Annotated in this window: 17 protein-coding genes; 13 read left to right on the top strand and 4 right to left on the bottom strand. The window is 58.8% G+C overall.

Annotated features, from left to right (window positions below; translation table 11 throughout):
• The first annotated feature begins 92 nt into the window (after positions 1-92).
• The 10 genes from EYB53_RS18930 to hemL all read left to right on the top strand — a co-directional run bounded on the left by EYB53_RS18930 (position 93) and on the right by hemL (position 10,724).
• Positions 93-731: an ABC transporter permease gene (locus EYB53_RS18930; protein WP_254151141.1), complete on the top strand. Its 639-nt coding sequence runs from the start codon at positions 93-95 to the stop codon at positions 729-731.
• Between the two features lie 14 nt (positions 732-745).
• The gene (gene hemG / locus EYB53_RS18925) at positions 746-2,158 is read left to right on the top strand and encodes a protoporphyrinogen oxidase (protein WP_135479958.1); all 1,413 of its coding nucleotides are present in this window, start codon (positions 746-748) and stop codon (positions 2,156-2,158) included.
• Between the two features lie 61 nt (positions 2,159-2,219).
• Complete coding sequence (locus tag EYB53_RS18920) at positions 2,220-3,518, top strand: BCD family MFS transporter (RefSeq protein WP_135479957.1); 1,299 nt, start codon at positions 2,220-2,222, stop codon at positions 3,516-3,518.
• An 83-nt stretch (positions 3,519-3,601) separates the two neighbouring features.
• Positions 3,602-3,907: a hypothetical protein gene (locus EYB53_RS18915; protein WP_135479956.1), complete on the top strand. Its 306-nt coding sequence runs from the start codon at positions 3,602-3,604 to the stop codon at positions 3,905-3,907.
• A gap of 124 nt (positions 3,908-4,031) precedes the next feature.
• On the top strand, positions 4,032-5,348 hold the full coding sequence (gene hemA, locus EYB53_RS18910) for a glutamyl-tRNA reductase (protein WP_135479955.1): 1,317 nt from the start codon (positions 4,032-4,034) through the stop codon (positions 5,346-5,348).
• A 26-nt stretch (positions 5,349-5,374) separates the two neighbouring features.
• Positions 5,375-6,352, top strand: a complete 978-nt coding sequence (hemC, locus tag EYB53_RS18905) for a hydroxymethylbilane synthase (RefSeq protein ID WP_135479954.1) — start codon at positions 5,375-5,377, stop codon at positions 6,350-6,352.
• Between the two features lie 21 nt (positions 6,353-6,373).
• Positions 6,374-7,171, top strand: a complete 798-nt coding sequence (locus tag EYB53_RS18900) for a uroporphyrinogen-III synthase (protein WP_135479953.1) — start codon at positions 6,374-6,376, stop codon at positions 7,169-7,171.
• A gap of 64 nt (positions 7,172-7,235) precedes the next feature.
• On the top strand, positions 7,236-8,255 hold the full coding sequence (gene hemB / locus EYB53_RS18895) for a porphobilinogen synthase (RefSeq protein WP_135479952.1): 1,020 nt from the start codon (positions 7,236-7,238) through the stop codon (positions 8,253-8,255).
• Positions 8,256-8,364: 109 nt separating this feature from the next.
• Positions 8,365-9,405, top strand: a complete 1,041-nt coding sequence (hemE, locus tag EYB53_RS18890; protein WP_135479951.1) for a uroporphyrinogen decarboxylase — start codon at positions 8,365-8,367, stop codon at positions 9,403-9,405.
• A gap of 2 nt (positions 9,406-9,407) precedes the next feature.
• Positions 9,408-10,724 (top strand): glutamate-1-semialdehyde 2,1-aminomutase, encoded by a 1,317-nt coding sequence (gene hemL, locus EYB53_RS18885; protein ID WP_135479950.1) that lies wholly within the window; start codon positions 9,408-9,410, stop codon positions 10,722-10,724.
• Between the two features lie 128 nt (positions 10,725-10,852).
• On the opposite strand, the gene EYB53_RS18880 is transcribed toward hemL, so the two are convergent.
• The 3 genes from EYB53_RS18880 to EYB53_RS18870 form a co-directional block, all read right to left on the bottom strand.
• Positions 10,853-11,293 carry an RrF2 family transcriptional regulator gene (locus tag EYB53_RS18880; protein WP_135479949.1) on the bottom strand — a complete coding sequence of 147 codons (441 nt, stop codon included), beginning with the start codon at positions 11,291-11,293 and terminating at the stop codon, positions 10,853-10,855.
• Positions 11,294-11,459: 166 nt separating this feature from the next.
• Entirely contained in the window at positions 11,460-12,347 is an 888-nt protein-coding gene (locus tag EYB53_RS18875) for a DUF8810 domain-containing protein (RefSeq protein ID WP_135479948.1), read from the bottom strand.
• A gap of 110 nt (positions 12,348-12,457) precedes the next feature.
• Entirely contained in the window at positions 12,458-13,672 is a 1,215-nt protein-coding gene (locus EYB53_RS18870; RefSeq protein WP_135479947.1) for a glycosyltransferase family 4 protein, read from the bottom strand.
• Positions 13,673-13,849: 177 nt separating this feature from the next.
• On the opposite strand from EYB53_RS18870, the gene pdxH reads away from it, so the two are divergent.
• The 3 genes from pdxH (at position 13,850) to EYB53_RS18855 (ending at position 15,576) form a co-directional block, all read left to right on the top strand.
• Positions 13,850-14,479 (top strand): pyridoxamine 5'-phosphate oxidase, encoded by a 630-nt coding sequence (gene pdxH / locus EYB53_RS18865; RefSeq protein WP_135479946.1) that lies wholly within the window; start codon positions 13,850-13,852, stop codon positions 14,477-14,479.
• Between the two features lie 166 nt (positions 14,480-14,645).
• Entirely contained in the window at positions 14,646-15,059 is a 414-nt protein-coding gene (locus EYB53_RS18860; RefSeq protein WP_135479945.1) for a bactofilin family protein, read from the top strand.
• A 7-nt stretch (positions 15,060-15,066) separates the two neighbouring features.
• Positions 15,067-15,576, top strand: coding sequence for an FtsB family cell division protein (locus EYB53_RS18855; RefSeq protein ID WP_135479944.1), 510 nt, complete (start codon positions 15,067-15,069; stop codon positions 15,574-15,576).
• Here the strand turns inward: EYB53_RS18855 and EYB53_RS18850 are convergent.
• Complete coding sequence (locus EYB53_RS18850) at positions 15,573-16,634, bottom strand: lactonase family protein (RefSeq protein ID WP_135479943.1); 1,062 nt, start codon at positions 16,632-16,634, stop codon at positions 15,573-15,575. The genes EYB53_RS18855 and EYB53_RS18850 overlap by 4 nt on opposite strands.
• Between the last annotated feature and the right edge of the window lie 187 nt (positions 16,635-16,821).

Here is a 16,821-nt window from a genome sequence, read left to right as displayed (position 1 = left end):
TATTTCATCCATGATAGTCGACACCTTTCGTTTGTCTATCTCACACCAAGCGTTTTAGTCGGGTTGTCTATGGTGCGCGCACAGCCTTGCAGATGGCCGTGCCGGCGGTGATGATCGGTTCGTTTTCGGGGATCATCCTTGGTTTGCTGGCTGGTTACTATCGTGGCACGCTTGATCAGATCCTCTCGCGGATCATGGATGCCTGGTTGGCTTTGCCGGGCCTGCTGCTGGCGATTGTCTTTGTGGCCCTGCTCGGGCCCTCGTTGCAGACGACCGTGATTGCACTGGGGCTTGTTGGTATCCCTGGGTACTATCGTATGGTGCGAAACGGTACCCTCTCGACGCGCGAGATGCTCTATGTCGAGGCGGCTCGTACGATGGGGCTTGGTGATGGGCGTATTTTGCTGCGCCATATCTTGCCCAATCTTACCTCGCCACTGGTTGTGCTTATTACCCTGCGCCTGGGGACGGTCATTCTGGCGGGAGGCGCGCTGAGCTTTATCGGTCTCGGAGCGCAACCACCAACCTCCGAATGGGGTGCGTTATTGGCCTCCGGTCGGGATAGCATGGATCGGGCCTGGTGGGTGGCCTTCTTTCCGGGGATGGCGATTACGGCCAGTGTGATGGGGTTCAATCTGCTGGGCGATGGCTTGCGCGATCTGCTTGCCCCTGAAATGGCGCAAGACCATCGTACCCATGCCGGGGCGGATGAAGATGAATGTGGATCTTAGGGTGGAGTAGCAAGATGCATACCTATGATGCGGTCATTGTTGGCGGTGGAATTAGTGGTTTGAGTGCAGCGTATACGCTCTATAAGCGCGGCTTTGAGGTGCTGGTCATTGAAGCGCACGCTGAGGTTGGCGGCTCGATGCAGAGCATGACGACCCGTGATGGCTATGTGCTCGATTGTGGCCCCAATACGGTAACCACCAAAGATGCCCGTCTGTGGGCCGAGTTTGCTGATCTGGGGTTGCTCGATTCGTTGATCGCGGCTGATCGCAGTGGCACCAAGCGCTATATTCTGCTTGACGGCAAGCCGGCTATCATCCCCTCCTCGCCCCCCGCTCTCATCAAGACCCCGTTGCTCTCGACGGCGGCCAAGTTGCGTTTTGTTCGCGAGCCGTTTGTCTCGCGAAGTGGTGCGCCCGACGAGAGTGTCGCTGATTTCTTTACCCGTCGGCTTGGTCCTGAACCGACCGAACGCCTGATTGATCCGTTTGTTTCGGGCGTCTACTCGGGTGATCCGCGCAAAATGTCGGTCAAGGCAGCCTTTCCTTCCCTTTGGGAGGCCGAGCAGCGTGGTGGCAGCATTGTGCGTGGCATGCTGAAAGGGCGCCAGCGACCAGCCAAGGGTACCCCCAAAGGCCCAAAGATGCGCAGTGTGCTCTTTGGGTTCCCCGGCGGGATCGCCGATTGGCCGAAGGCGATTGCGCGGACGCTTGGGCCAAACCGGGTCTGGTCTTCAGCCAGGGCAACTGATCTCTTCCAGGAAGGCGCAAACTGGCGGCTGGTGGTCGAGCGCAATGGGCGTACCGAGCCGGTTGTGGCGCGGGCGGTGGTGCTCGCAACGTCGGCATTTGTTGCCGCCGACCTGATTGACGCTATTGCAAACTCGGCGGCGACGGCGTTGCGTGAAATTCCGTATGCCCCTGTCAATGTGGTGCATCTTGGCTATCGGCGTGATCAGGTCGCTCACCCGCTCGATGGCTTTGGTGTCCTGGCTCCTTCATGTGAGCAGCGCAACTTCCTCGGCATCCTCTGGTCCTCCACGCTCTTCCGTGGACGCGCCCCTGAGGGTAAGGTCTTGACGACGACGCTGGTTGGTGGCTCGTTGCGGCCTGATCTGACTGAACTGGACGATGCTAGTCTGGTCAAGACGATTGCCGCCGAGAATGCCGACGTGCTGGGCATCACTGGTCTCCCCGAGATGAGCAACGTCGCACGTTGGCCGCACGCGTTGCCGCAGTATACCTTTGGGCACACCGAGCGCATTGCTGCCCTCGAAGCGACCGAGCAACGCCTGCCAGGACTCTTCTTTGTGGGCAATTACCGGGGTGGGGTTGGCGTGCCGAAATGCTGGAAGAACGGGGCCACGATGGGCGAACGGGTCGCCGCAGCGCTGCACGCGCAGCCTGCCCAGGTGGCGGTAGAGAAATAAGTACTGAAGGGTCACGTATGGCCTACGATGAGACAAGGATAAGGATCGCAGGGAGAAGCGTATGAACATCGTAACGAACTTTCGCCTGGGGTTGCTTCATGTGGCTGTAGCTGTCTGTCTTGTGCCGATTACCGGCATTCTTAACCGGATTATGATCCACGAGATGCAGTTGATGGCGACTCTGGTGGCGGGCCTGATTGTTTTGCCCAACCTAATGTCGCCGTTGCAGCCCTTTCTCGGCCAATATTCTGATCACCATCCTCTTTTTGGCTATCGGCGCACGCCCTACATCGCGTTGGGCCTGTTGCTCTGCATTACCGGCTCGGTGCTGACCCCGATTGCCGCGCTAACGATGGATGCAACCTTCTGGCCGGGTCTGGCCTTTTCGGTTCTTGCCTTTGCGCTCTGGGGGTTAGGCTATAACCTTTCGGTGGTCTCATACCTTTCCCTCGCTAGTGATATGTCTGGCGAAAACGATCGCTCGCGTACGATTGCGGTCATGTGGTTTATGATGATCACCGCTGTCATTTTTACGGCGACTATCACCGGACGAGCGCTGGAAAACTATAGCTCTGAGGCGCTGGTTCGCGTCTTTATGGGATGTGGCCTGGTGGCGTTTGTGTTGAGTGCTATTGGCTTGATTGGCCTCGAACCACGCAATGCGGTGCTTGGTGAGCAGGCGCGGCATAGTGTGCGCGAAGCGGTCGGCGCGGTGGTGAGCAATCCCCAAGCCCAGGTCTTTTTTGTCTATCTGATGCTGTTGCTCGCCGCCATTCTTGGCCAGGATGTCTTGCTTGAGCCGTTTGGGGCGCAGGCGTTTGGTATGAGCGTCCGTGAAACGACGCAACTTACGGCGATCTGGGGAAGCGCGACGCTCTTCTCCCTGTTGCTGCAGGGGCTCTTGTTGAGTCGCTTTCTGGCCAAAAAGACGGCGGCAACGATCGGGGCAGCTGTGGCAGCCTGTGGCTTTATCCTGATCGCGTCAAGTGGTCTATTGCATATGCAACCTCTCTTCATTCTTGGTATCGTTGTGCTTGGCCTGGGAACGGGCATTGCAACGACGACCAACCTGGCCTTGATGCTCGATATGACTACCCCCGCGAATGTTGGTCTCTTTATTGGTGCCTGGGGCATGGCCGATGCTGCTGCACGCGGCGTCGGTAATGTGATGGCCGGGGCTGTACGTGATGTAATGAGTGTCACGCTCGGTAGTCCGGTTGGTGCGTATGTCACTGTCTTTACGCTGGAGGCGTTGATGCTCTGTGCGGCGCTGGTGTTGCTCCAGCGGATTGATGTATCGGCTTTCCGCGGGGAACAGCAGAAGATTACGACGCTGATTGCGGTGGCCGGTGATGCGTGAGGAGAGGCGTTGCTTGGTAACGTAGAGACGCCAAGGTCGGTTGATTGGTTGATTTGATTGGTGTCTAAGGTCTGGAGGAAGGCATGGATCCCAATGCCGAAAAGCTGAATGTGCTGCGGACGTTCAAGATTGGCTCGTTTCACATCGGGTCGGCCTTTGCCGATATGCTCACTTCAGCGGTCTGGATTGGAATAGCGCTCGGTGGCATTGTCTTTGACCTTGCTAATCTGATCACCCGCGTGCCCCATCTTGCCTATGGCTCGGTCTTTCTCCTCTCAGCGGCTGGTTTTGTCGTCTGTATCGGCATCCTGGCGCGGGTCGATGCTCCTGGTTTTGCCGCTGGATGTGTTGTGATGCAGGAGCCAGCGCTCGCGATGGCCGACGGATAAGCCTGTATACGCACATCGAGAAGCGAACGGATCACAAGGGAGTGATCGGCTCTCAGGGCCGTCGTGTGCTTCTCGCGTGCCTAGATTTGCCTAGATGTATTAAGGAATACTGAGGATCTCAGGTATGAAGCTTCTCCTTGCTGGGCTCGATCACACAACGGCACCGGTGGAGATTCGCGAACGGCTGGCTTTCAGCACGACGGACATTCCGGCGGCACTGATGCAACTGACAACCGCTCACGATGATTGCCCCGCACTGCTCTCTGAGGCGGTGATACTCTCGACTTGTAATCGGGTTGAGATCTATGGCGTCACACATGGCGCAACGACAGCGCAGAGTCTCGTGCGTTTCCTGGCTGATTTTCACGGTCTAGAGGAAGATCAGTTTGCCCAGGCGCTCTTCTTTTTTAGTGGCGAAAGTGTTGCGCGCCACCTCTGTGCGACGGCGTCTGGGTTGCGTTCACTCGTGCTGGGTGAGGCGCAGATCCAGGGTCAGGTACGAACGGCGTTTGAAGCCGCACAGTCAGCGGGGAGCATTGGGCCGATTCTGCACCGGCTCTTCCAGCATGCGTTGACGTCTGGCAAGCGTGTCCGCAGCGAGACGGCACTCGGGCAGGGGGCGGCCAGTGTGTCGCAGGCGGGGGTTGAACTCGCACGACATCGTCTGGGCAATCTGGCCGGATGTCGGATCTTGCTTGTCGGTGGCGGTGAGGTGAGTGAATTGGCTGCCCAGAATCTGCTCGCGAATGGGGCCGACTCGCTCATCATCGTGAACCGTACGTCGGCGCGTGCGCAGCAACTGGCCCGGCAGTACAACGCGATGGCGATGGGGTTCGACGATCTTCCCGAGGCATTGTCGATGGCTGATATCGTGATCAGTTCGACCGCCGCACCTGTGCCTATCATCCATCGTGAGCACGTTGCGAATGCGATGACGACCAAGGCGCAGGCGCGCGCCGTTGGTGTGTCGGGCCCACGCGAACAGCCCTGCATGCTCCTGATTGACCTGGCTGTCCCACGTGATATTGCCGGTGATGTCGCCACTGTGCCGGGTGTCCATCTCTGCACGGTTGATGATCTGCAAGAGGTGGTACGGGCGACGCTGGGCCATCGGGCCGGGGCTGTCAGTACTGCCGAGGCGATTGCAACCGCCGAGGTGGCGGCGTTTCAAGCCTGGTGTCAAACGCAGGATGCGGTGCCAGCCTTGACGCGCCTGCGCGAACGGGCCGAGACGGTGCGCAATGCCGAGCTTGATCGGGCCTTGCGTCGCCTGCGCGATCTCTCGCCCGAGCAACGCACCGTGATTGAGGGCCTTACGCGCAGCTTGGTCAACAAGTTGTTGCATCCACCTACCCGTTGCCTTCGTGATGCTGCGGCTCACGGTGATGGGCAGCGTTATGCGGCAATGGTGACGGAACTCTTTAATCTTGAGACGATGTAAGACCGTCTGGCAAGGACAGAATGCGTATGGAACGTCCGCTTATTCTTGGTACACGTGGTTCACGGCTCGCTCTGGCGCAGTCAGAGATGATGGCGGCAACGCTTCGGATGTTGCACCCGGGTCTGGTGATCGAGTTGAAGGTGATTTCAACCAAAGGCGATCGGGTGCTCGATGTGGCCCTCTCGGCAGTTGGCGATAAGGGTCTCTTTGTAAAAGAACTGGAGCAGGCATTACTCGATCACGAGGTGGATCTCTGTGTCCATAGTTGCAAAGATCTGCCTTCTCTGATTCCTGATGGGTTGACCCTTGCTGCTTTCCCCGAGCGGGTGTCGCCACTTGATGTGCTGGTGGTGCCTGACCGGGGGCAGAGCTCGCTTGATGGGGTGCTCGGGTTGGCGCGGGGCGCGGTGGTCGGTACGAGTTCGCTGCGGCGGGCCTGCCAGTTGCGGGCGATCCGGCCCGATCTGGATCTGCGTGATGTGCGGGGCAATGTTGATACGCGCCTGCGCAAATTGGCCGAGGGTCAGTATGATGCGTTGATCCTCGCGGCAGCAGGCCTGGCCCGTCTCGGTCTGCTCGAACCCGATGGTTCGCTCGAGAGCGATGGGGTGGCGTTTGTCGCCTACCCGATCCCCGCCGAGATGATGCTGCCAGCGGTGGCCCAGGGTACGCTCGCCATCGAGTGCCGCGCCGATGATCACGTCACCCTCGATCTGCTCGCGCCCCTTGATCATGCTGTCACCCGGGCGACGGCGCTGGCTGAACGCGCCTTCTTGCGTCGCCTCGAGGGCGGTTGTCAGGTGCCGATGGCTGCCTATGCCGAACGCGAGGCAGATGGCACGTTGTATCTGCGTGGTCTCGTTGGTTCGGTTGATGGCACCACCGTTGTGCAAGGCGTATGCTATGGGTCGCCTGATAAGGCTGAAGCCCTCGGCCTGGCGCTGGCCGATGATTTGCTGGCACAGGGGGCGGCGGCAATTTTGCAGCAGGTCGTCGGTAGCTAACCGGAAGAAGGGACGTCAACGATGAGCGTTGCACAACCGATGCCTCTGGACGGGGTGCGTGTGCTGGTGACGCGGGCGGCAGAACGCTCGGACGGTCTTGTTCAGCGTCTGCATAATCTGGGAGCCATCCCAGTGGTGCGTCCAACGATAGCCTATGGCCCTCCCGCCGAGCCCGCGCTGCTCGCCGATGCGCTGACCCGGTTGGTGGCAGGGGCCTATCACTGGCTGCTCTTGACCAGTGTGACCACGGTGGAGGCTGTTGCCTCTGGCCTCGGTGATCAGGTGGTTCAATTGCGTGCGCAGCCACTGTTGCAGATCGGGGCCGTTGGCCCAGCAACGGCTGAAGCGTGTCAGCGCTTCTTGGGGGTGACCCCGGCGGCTATGCCCGAGCGCTTTCTTGGGGAAGAACTGGCCGGGGTGATAGGGGAACTTGCTGGCCTCCACGTTCTCTTGCCCAACGCTGATCTGTCGCGCCCGGTGCTCGAAGAACGTCTTCGGGCCGCCGGCGCTATTGTTGACCGGGTGATTGCCTATCGCACTATCCCGGCTCCTGGTGGCGACGAATTGGCTGGGTTGCTTGAAGCAGGTCAACTTGACGTCATCCTTTTCACCAGTGGCTCGACGGCACGCTATTTTGTCCAACAGATCGGCACCAACGGGCTTGACGCCGCTCGCCATACGACGATTATCTGCATTGGCCCGGCGACCGCCGATGTCTGCCGCGAACTGACCCTCACCCCCGCCGCCGTCGCTGACCCATATACCGAAGAGGGTTTGATTACAGCGCTGCTTGACATAAAAAGCCGGGTGTTTCGCTAGTCGAACAAGCCCGCGTAGCTGATTTGTTCGACTAGCGAACAGTACCTCAAGAAAGGTTCACCGCATGGCTGGATATCCCCACATTCGCCCGCGCCGCTTACGGCGGACAGATGCCCTGCGCCGGATGGTGCGTGAGACGACTGTCCGGGTTGATCAGTTGATCGCGCCACTCTTTATTCGCCATGGGACAGGCGTGAGTCGCCCGATTGGTTCAATGCCCGGGCACGCGCAACTGTCGGTTGATCGGGCCGTCCGTGAAGCCGAGGCGCTTGCGGAACTTGGCTTGCCAGCAGTTTTGCTCTTTGGCATTCCAAACCACAAAGATGCATGTGGCAGCGAGAATTTTGATCCCGAGGGCATTGTTCCGCAGGCGGCTTATGCGATCAAGCAGGCCGTGCCGCAGCTGATCGTGATTTCGGATATGTGCTGCTGCGAGTATACCGACCACGGCCATTGCGGCCTCATCAACCAGCCGGGCGTCCCTGGGTATGACGAGCACGAGAGTGAAGGCTATCTGCTGAACGATGCAACGCTTGAGCTTCTCGCAAAGGCGTCGGTCGTTCATGCGCAGGCTGGGGCTGATGTCATCGCCCCCTCGGGCATGATCGACGGCATGATCCACACGATCCGTACGGCACTCGACGGGGCTGGCCTGATCAATACAGCGATCATGAGCTACGCCGCCAAATATGCCTCGGGCTTCTACGGTCCCTTCCGTGACGCCGCCGAGAGCCCTCCCGGCTTTGGCGATCGCAGCCAGTACCAGATGGATCCGGGCAATGCCCGCGAGGCGCTGCGCGAAGTGCGCCTTGATGTCGAGGAAGGGGCCGATATGCTCATGGTTAAACCGGCCCTCGCCTACCTCGATATTATCAGCAAAGTCCGTGCCAACTTTGATCTACCGCTGGCCGCCTACCAGGTGAGCGGCGAATACAGCATGGTCAAAGCCGCTGCCGAGCGTGGCTGGATTGACGAACGCCGCGTCGCTATGGAAAGCCTCACCTCGATCACACGGGCCGGGGCCGATATGATCATCACCTACTGGGCAAAAGATGCCGTAGGATGGCTCCGCGCCGGGGGCTAATCTTTCGTTTTTGCTTTCACTGGCGAAAACAGCCAGCTTCGCTGGCTGTTTTCGCCAGTGAAAGCATAGGTTTTGAGGGCGTCAGCCCTCAAAAAATAAAGGACACCACATGACCAGGCTACTCATTCGTGCGTGTCGGCGTGAGCCGGTCGAACGCACTCCAATCTGGCTGATGCGCCAAGCCGGACGCTATATGTCGGTCTATCGGGCGGTGCGCGAGCGCCACGGTTTTCTCCAGATGGTCAAGCAACCCGATGTGGCTGCTGAGGTGACGTTGCAGCCGATCGAGGCGTTTGGCATGGACGCCTCAATTATTTTTGCCGATATTCTCCCCCCCCTCGAGGGGTTGGGCTTGCAGTTGACTTTTGAGAAGGGTGAAGGCCCCGTTATCCATAATCCTATTCGGGTACCGGCTGATATTGCGGCGCTGCGACCGTACGAGCCCGAGGCGGCTTCTGGGTATACCCTCGAAGCGTTGCGGATCGTCCGGGCGGCGCTTCCCGAAACAACGGCGCTCTTTGGCTTCAGTGGCGCCCCCTTTACGCTGGCGAGCTATGCGATTGAGGGCGGTGGCAGCCGTGAGTATCGGCGTACCAAGATTATGATGTATCGCGACCCGGCCTCGTGGCAGACGCTGATGACGAAGTTGACCGATCTTGTGGTGGCCTATCTGATTGCGCAGGTTCGGGCTGGGGCCGATGTGGTGCAGATCTTTGACTCGTGGGCAGGCGCGTTGAGCCCCGACGATTTTGCCGAGTATGTGCTGCCCTATGTGCAACGGGCCGTCGCTGAAACCCGTGCAGCGACCGGCGTGCCGATCGTCTATTTTGGCACCGATATGAATGGCATGCTGCCCCTCCTGCGGGCGACCGGGGCCGATGTGCTTGGGCTTGACTGGCGCATCAGGCTCGCCGACGGATGGGCGCAGTATGGCTACGATGTTGCCGTCCAGGGCAATCTCGACCCGACGACGCTGCATGCCCCCTGGCCTGAAATCGAGCGACGAGCCAAAGCGATCCTCGATCAGGCCGCCGGCCGTCCAGGCCACATCTTCAATGTTGGTCACGGTATCATCACCGAGACCCCCGAAGAGCACGTCGCACGCCTCGTTGAGTTTGTGCAGAACTATCGTTATGCGGGAGAAGCCTGATCATGTCTGAACGCTACACGCGCTCGCAAGAGCTCTTTGCCGCCGCGCAGCAGGTGATTCCTGGTGGAGTCAATTCGCCCGTACGCGCCTTTCGCGGGGTTGGTGGCACCCCGATCTTCTTTGCCAGCGGCGCGGGCCCATGGCTCACCGATGTTGATGGTAATCGCTACCTCGACTATGTACTCTCGTGGGGGCCGCTCTTGCTGGGCCATGCCCACCCGGTTGTTGTCAAAGCGATTGCCATGCAGGCGGCGCACGGCACAAGTTTTGGTGCCCCGACCAAGCAGGAGACCGAGCTTGCCGAAGAGGTCATCAAGCTCATGCCAGGGATCGAGCAGGTACGCTTCGTCAATTCGGGCACCGAGGCGACGATGAGCGCCTTGCGGCTGGCGCGCGCCTATACCGGGCGCGAAAAGCTCCTCAAGTTTACCGGATGCTATCATGGCCATGCCGATATGCTGCTCGTTCAGGCTGGCTCAGGCGTCGTAACGCTGGGCCTCCCTGATAGCCCTGGCGTCACCGCAGGCGCCGCGGCGAACACGCTGACCGCCGAATACAACGATCTCGAGGCGGCCACCGCGATCTTCCGCGAACAGGGCAACGCGATCGCCGCCATCATCGTCGAGCCGATTGCGGCGAACATGGGCTTTGTCCTTCCCGAACCGGGCTACCTCGAAGGGTTGATTGAACTCGCCCACAGCTACGGTGCCTTGCTGATCCTCGATGAAGTAATGACCGGTTTCCGGGTGGCCCCCGGTGGTGCCCAGGGCCTTTGGGGCCTGAAACCGGATCTCACCTGTCTCGGCAAAGTGATTGGGGGCGGCTTGCCGGTCGGCGCCTATGCCGGGCGGCGCGAAATCATGCAGCAGGTTGCGCCGGCTGGCCCGATGTATCAGGCTGGCACCCTCTCGGGCAACCCGCTAGCGATGGCGGCGGGCCTGGCGACGTTGCAGACCGCGTTTGGCACCCACGGTGATGAACAGGCAAGCCCCTTTGCGCAGGCCGAGGAGCGGGCGCGGGCGCTCGCCGACGGTATGCGGAAGATCGGTGAAGAACTGGACGTTCCCTTGCAAGTCGGCCAGGTCGGCACCATGTTTGGTTTCTACTTCCTCAAAGAACCCGGCCTTCACGTGCGTTCATACGCCGACGCCAAGCAGATGGTCGATCCGGCCCGTTACGCCAGTTTCTTTTGGGCAATGTGCGAACGCGGTGTCTACCTGGCCCCCTCGCAATTCGAAGCGGGCTTCATCAGCGCCGCCCACACCGACGAAGATGTCGCACGTACACTCGACGCCGCCCGCGAGGTCTTGAAGGGTTAGGTTGCACCGCAGGCCTCCGCCTGCCAAGCCCTCGCTCTGTGCCGTAAAAAAAGCCAGCGTAGCTGGCTTTTTTTACGGCACAAAAGACTCCTTGGGCAGAGCTATGCCCCCAAAACCCCAGCCGGAGGCTAAATATAATACATAACATTGCCCGTGCGCTGGCGCTTGCGCTGACAGAGATCATCAAGCGTCGTTTCGCGGAGCATCCGTTCCATACGCGTGCGTAGATCGACCCACACTTCACTCACTACTTCGTGATCCTCAGGCATAGTAGGCGCCAGATCCTCACGTGTTGGTTCATCAGGCAACAGTGGGCCTTCAAGCGCGGTCAGGATCTCAAAGAGATTGATCGTCTCAGGGGCACGTGCGAGCATATGGCCGCCCTGTGGCCCGCGGAGGCTTTCGATCAAGCCGGCGCGTCGCATCGTGATCAGTAACTGATTCAAATAGTTGACCGGAATCCCCTGACGGGTGGCAATTTCTTCGCTCTGCACAAGACCTTTGCCATATTGCTGGGCCAGATCAAAGAGTGCCCGCAGGCCATAATCACCCTTGCTTGAAATACGCATTGTCTCACTTCTTGGCTCGATTTTTCCGTGTAGCTCTTTCTATGATAGCATAGCTACGGGATCTGGTCTTTGCGCAATTCATCTCAGGGTTAGCGCACCTACACGAAAACCTTTGCGCCTTTGCGCCTTTGCGTCAAAAAAAGGTTTTATTTGCAAGGTATGGCGCTTAGCTCTCGACTAGCGCAGCTACCTGGGTATTGATGGCCTCAATGATCGTGCCAAGGCGTGCGCTCGCCTTTTCGTGCGTTGTCCGCTGGTCATGATGGATCTGTTCCCACGTAGGCCGGTAGCGCTCGGGGATGTCATTTCTCAATTCATCAAGCACCGCCTCGTGCAAGTGCTCAAAATCGAGCAGCCACCAGCGAAGCAAACGCGGGCCTGGTTGTCGCCCCGGTGGGCCAAAGTCGGCCAGGATGCGCCGCAAGACGGCCTCTTCTAATTCATCAATCTGTGAGGCGAGATGTGCTGCTTCAAGGGCGAGACCCGCAAGGTTGCCCTGGGTTGGCCCTGGTACCTCGGGAATCTGCAATGCTGCCAGCGAGATTCCCTTGCGCAGCGCAGCCTGCCCGGTTGCCGATCCGATCCATGCCAGCCAGAAGGGGTCGGCATCCGCGATGATCTGGGTCGGCCCGGCGATCAGGGCCGTCGTGTCATCCCAGGCAACGGTTGCCTTATCCTCATGCACAAGAATGCGTGGTGCCGCAACTGGACGTACGGCCTCATCAGGAAGAATCCACCAGGGGGGCGCCGCGCCTGCCTCTTCTCGTGGCGGCGTCAGGCTATCCAGATGACGCGCCAGCGCCGTGTACTGGTGTATCGTTGTGGCCTGTGACGCTGGAATCGCGATGATCCAGCGCTGTTCTGCTCGAACCCGCCACGGCAACACCGCTTCAGCGCGTATCAGAGGCCGCAGCAGCGGTGCCGACGCTGGATCAAAGATAACCAGACGATCCCGTGTGGCCCGGTCGATACTGAGGCTTGCTGCGAGCGCTGGCTCAAGCCCATGATACAAGCGCTCTATGCCAGGCGTGTGACGTAACGTTTTATCATGCATAACAGATCTATCGCCTTCTTAAAGCATTTGTAAAGGTGCTGTGTGGTTGCGCGCAGCGTAGCCGTAAGCAAGCACACAAACACTTTTACAAACCCGTTGGGATGATTCTATTATACCAGTTTCGTTGTGCGCGACGCTTGCACCTTGGCGTAGATTGCTTCGATCTGCTGGGCGGCGCGATCCCAGGACAATGCCGCCACGGCACGTTCACGGGCCGCCTGGCCAAGCCTGGCAGCAAGCTCTGGCTCATCAAGCAATCGTTCAAGCTTGACCCCCAGATCTTCGGCGCTGCCGTGGCGCGCATAGATGCCTGTGTCGGCCAGGATTTCGCGAGCGACCGGTGTCTCAAATGCAACGGTTGGCAGGCCCATTGCCATATAGTTTGCGATCTTGCCATTGCCTTCGGTCAGACTCATCTTGGGTGCCACGGCAAGCTCACCAAGGGCCAGGTAGCTGTGCAGATCACGGTAGATAATCCGTCCAGGCAAGGTGACGTGGTGCTCGATGCCCAGACTCGCCGCGTAACGACGGTAACTCTGCGGATCAGGATGGCCCATAATCAAAAAATGAACATCGGGACGACGGGCAACGAGGAGGCGTGCGGCATCAATCAAGACGTTCGTTCCTTGATAGGGGGCAAGCAGTCCAATATAGACCACAATCCGTCGCCCGTCGGGAATGCCCAGTTGTTGCCGTAACTCATGCCGTTGAGCAGCCCAGGCCGACGAATGATCGTAGGGGCGAAATCGCTCGGTGTCAACCCCATCAGGAACGGCATGCAACCGGTCGTCGGTCAGGCTCCCATCGCGCCGCAACAGTTCAGCCGCATTATGGGTGGAGGTCAGGACGGCATCAGCCTGTTGATCAAGCAGTCGTTCGAGCCGTACGAGTGGCAGATAGAGGGGGCTCGTCTTCCGTAAAAAGCCGTGATCGAGCATCTCACTGGTCATGCTCCCCTGATAATCGAGGATCAGCGGAACCTTCAACAGCCGCTGCAGGGGCAAGCCAAGCGCGGCAGCCTCGTGTGTATGGGCGTGAATAATGGTCGGACGCTCTTGGAAAGCCACCCGCAGTGCGCGCCAGGCCAGACCAACATCAAGATAGAGTTTGTGGCGCGAAGAACCGACCACGGCGCGTTTGATCCAGGGCACATCCCACGAACGTCGAATATCAAGCCCGGGCATATTATCGCCGTTATGATAGGTTGCCAGGATTACCCGATGGCCGCGGCGTTGAATGGCCCGTACCTCTTCCCAGATGCGCACATGGTTGCCATAATCTGAGAAGAAACTCGTCGAGGCAAGCATAAGAATGGTCTGCAGCATAACAGGCTATCACGATTCCTACTATAGAGCGCTCGCATAGCGCCGCGCCATTGTACGGCAGCCACGCGCCCTCTGCAACTCGGATTATCCTGGGGTATACTATGGAAGGGGCAGCCCCGACCGTAATACGCAGAGCGTCTGCGGCCCCAGAAATCTCATAACCACGGGTTTTTACCGATGCAAGAGCTACGTAAAGAGTATACCCTGCGTGGGTTAGCCGAACATGAAGTTGCGGCTGATCCAATCATGCAGTTCCAACGCTGGTTCGATGATGCCATTGCCTCAGGTCTCCGTGAACCAAATGCGATGACGTTGGCGACGGTTGATCGTGATGGTCGCCCCTCGGCGCGCATTGTCTTGATGAAAAGCTTTGATCAGGCTGGTTTTACCTTTTTTACCAATTATGCCAGTCGTAAAGCACAGGCCCTCGATGCTTCCGGTCTGGCCGCACTCATCTTTTACTGGACTGACCTCGAGCGCCAAATTCGGATCGAAGGCACGGTCACCCGTCTTGACGCTGCTGAATCAGATGCTTATTTCGCCGAACGGCCCCTTGCTGCGCGCCTCGGGGCCTGGGCTTCACCCCAGAGCCAGGTAGTCGCTGATCGCGCTGAACTTGATGCCCGTTTCAATGCGGTGGCTCAACAATTCCACACCCAAGATCCGCCACGCCCTTCCTTCTGGGGTGGCTATCGAGTCACCCCCGATCAGTTGGAATTTTGGCAAGGCCGTCCGAGTCGCTTGCACGACCGGATCCTCTATCAACGCATGGCTCAGGGTTGGCAGATCGTTCGTCTTGCCCCATAGGGCGATGCATCAGACGTAATTGAGTTGCCGGTTAAAGCCAGGTAGATTATAATGGATCACGCTGCATACCATTGATCTGCAAATCCTCATTGCCCTCAGTGCTGATCGTATCCCCGAAGCATAGGTGACGAGTGTATGTAGCACCAGCGAGGAGGTTCCGTCTATTATGTTTGGCAGTTCGAAAAAAAATCAGTCGACGCCGTCAACAATGAATAGTAAGCCCGAAACCATTATCGGTGCCAATACCCGTTTTCAGGGTACGCTTACCTCTGATGGCAATGTGCGTATCGATGGCTCGGTTGAGGGTGATGTCGAGATCCTGGGTAACTTGATCGTTGGTGAGACCGGGCGGGTTGTGGCGATGATTAAAGCGCAAAACGTTCACGTCTCAGGTGCCGTTAAGGGCGAAATTACGGTGATCGAGCAACTCGAGATCTCACCAACGGGTAAAGTCTGGGGTGATATTACTGCAGGTGCGTTGCATATTGAACCCGGCGGTCTCTTCCGTGGGCAGAGTTCGATGGTCAGCAATATTGATGAGCCATTGATGCTCGAAGCGCCGCGCCCAAGCGAAACATAGGACGTGGATGAAGCGACGGTTACAGCATGCGCGTCGGCGCCTCTTTGCCCGTCCGCGCGTACGACGCCAAGCGACAGGCTTCCGCCTACGCGCTGACTCGATGCTTGGCATGTTGCACCTGAGTGGCAAAAGTGCGCTCACGGTTGGCCTCGCACTGGTGATGATGACCTTCATTGCCTTGCTCATCGTCAATTTTGTCGGTCAGGTGATGCAGAGTGGGCGCCTTGAAGCACAGCGCATCGAAAGTGAGGCTGAGCTTCAGCTGATCCATGTCGAAAACGCACGGCTCGAAGGAGCCGTTGCGTTTACTGAGTCTGATGTGTATGTGGAGCGAGCCGCCCGCGATCACCTGAGCTATGCCTATCCCCAAGATACGGTCATTTTACCGCGCCTTGTTACCCCTGTGCCTGCCGATGATCCAGTCTCAGAAGCACCTGAACCTTCTGTCCTCTCAGAAACGGTGCGTCGTGAAAACTGGCGCCTGTGGTGGGAGGCTTTCTTCCCGGCGGCATCCTAAGCTACGATTACGCACGCTACCTGGGGTACCTTGGCCCGCGCAATCGGCTCTCCGAGAGCTTCGTCATGCTCTCGTACTGGTAGCACCACAAGCTCGCCGCTGTACTGGTTGGCAACGATGAGAAAGTTGCCGTCTGGGCTTAGCGTGAAGTTGCGGGGCCAGTTGCCGCCGCATGGCTTGACTGTGGCTAGCTGCAAACTACCGTCACGTTCGACCGTAAAGATGGCAATGGTGTTGTCGCCCCGGTTTGAAACATACAGTCGCGAGGCTTGCTTGTCGAGGTGAAGATCCGCAACCCGGTTTGCGCCTGTCTTGACCGAAAGCGTGCTGATAATCTGGCGCTCAACCAGGGTGCCTCTGCCTGGATCATACCCGTAGACGGCAATGGTATTGTCCAGTTCATTCGCGACATAGAGGACGCGCCCGTTCGGGTGCCAGCAAAGGTGCCGTGGGCCAGCTCCGCGACGGGCTAGTGTATGGTTGTGCGGTGTGAGGCATCCGTGCGTTGTGTCAAGTGTATAGATCCGTAGCTGATCGATCCCGAGATCAGTCGCAATGACAAAACGTCCATCCGCACTCACGGTGCTGGCATGTGGATGCGGATGTTGTTGCCGCTCAGGATCAACACTGCGCCCCTCGTGTTGCGCTACATCACGCAGCGGCCCCAGGACGCCTTCGGCGGTGATGGGCAAGAGGCCAAGGCTGCCCCCTCCATAGTTGGCAACAACCGCCCATGTCCCACGCGGATCCAGCGTGATATGGCACGGCCAATCGCCCCCCGAGCGTTGCCATCCGAGGATCGTCAGGGTCTGTGTGGCCCGATCAAGCCGCAGGGTTGTCACCCCTCCCGGGTTGCCATCGCCTGCCCCGGTCTCACTTGTTGCCAGCACAAGGTCGCCCTCAGGGTGTAAGGCGAGAAACGAGGGATTTGTCACCCCGGCACACGCTCCCAGTGGGGTCAGTTCTCCTGTTGCGCTGGTAAGTGCGAAGAGATAGATCCCGGGCTGATCAGCTGCAGCATAGCTACCTGCGAGCAACAAGACCTGTTCTGATGCCATTCTTGTACTCCTTAGCGGGGTACCACCCCTGAAGGTGTTGCGACCGTGTTATCATACATGTGGGTTGTGCAGGCCCAATATAATACCAATGACGCTTGAAGGTACTGTATGGTCATGCTGAGCGGAGCATCTCGGCTGGTTTCCACCGCTATGACCCATTGCTTCACTCAGGACGACTATGCGCCAT

The sequence above is a fragment of the Candidatus Chloroploca mongolica genome, assembly GCF_004762035.2.
In the GTDB taxonomy this organism is placed as follows: domain Bacteria; phylum Chloroflexota; class Chloroflexia; order Chloroflexales; family Chloroflexaceae; genus Chloroploca; species Chloroploca mongolica.
Note: the sequence above shows the minus strand (reverse complement) of the source record. Positions and strands in the feature narration are given on the sequence as shown.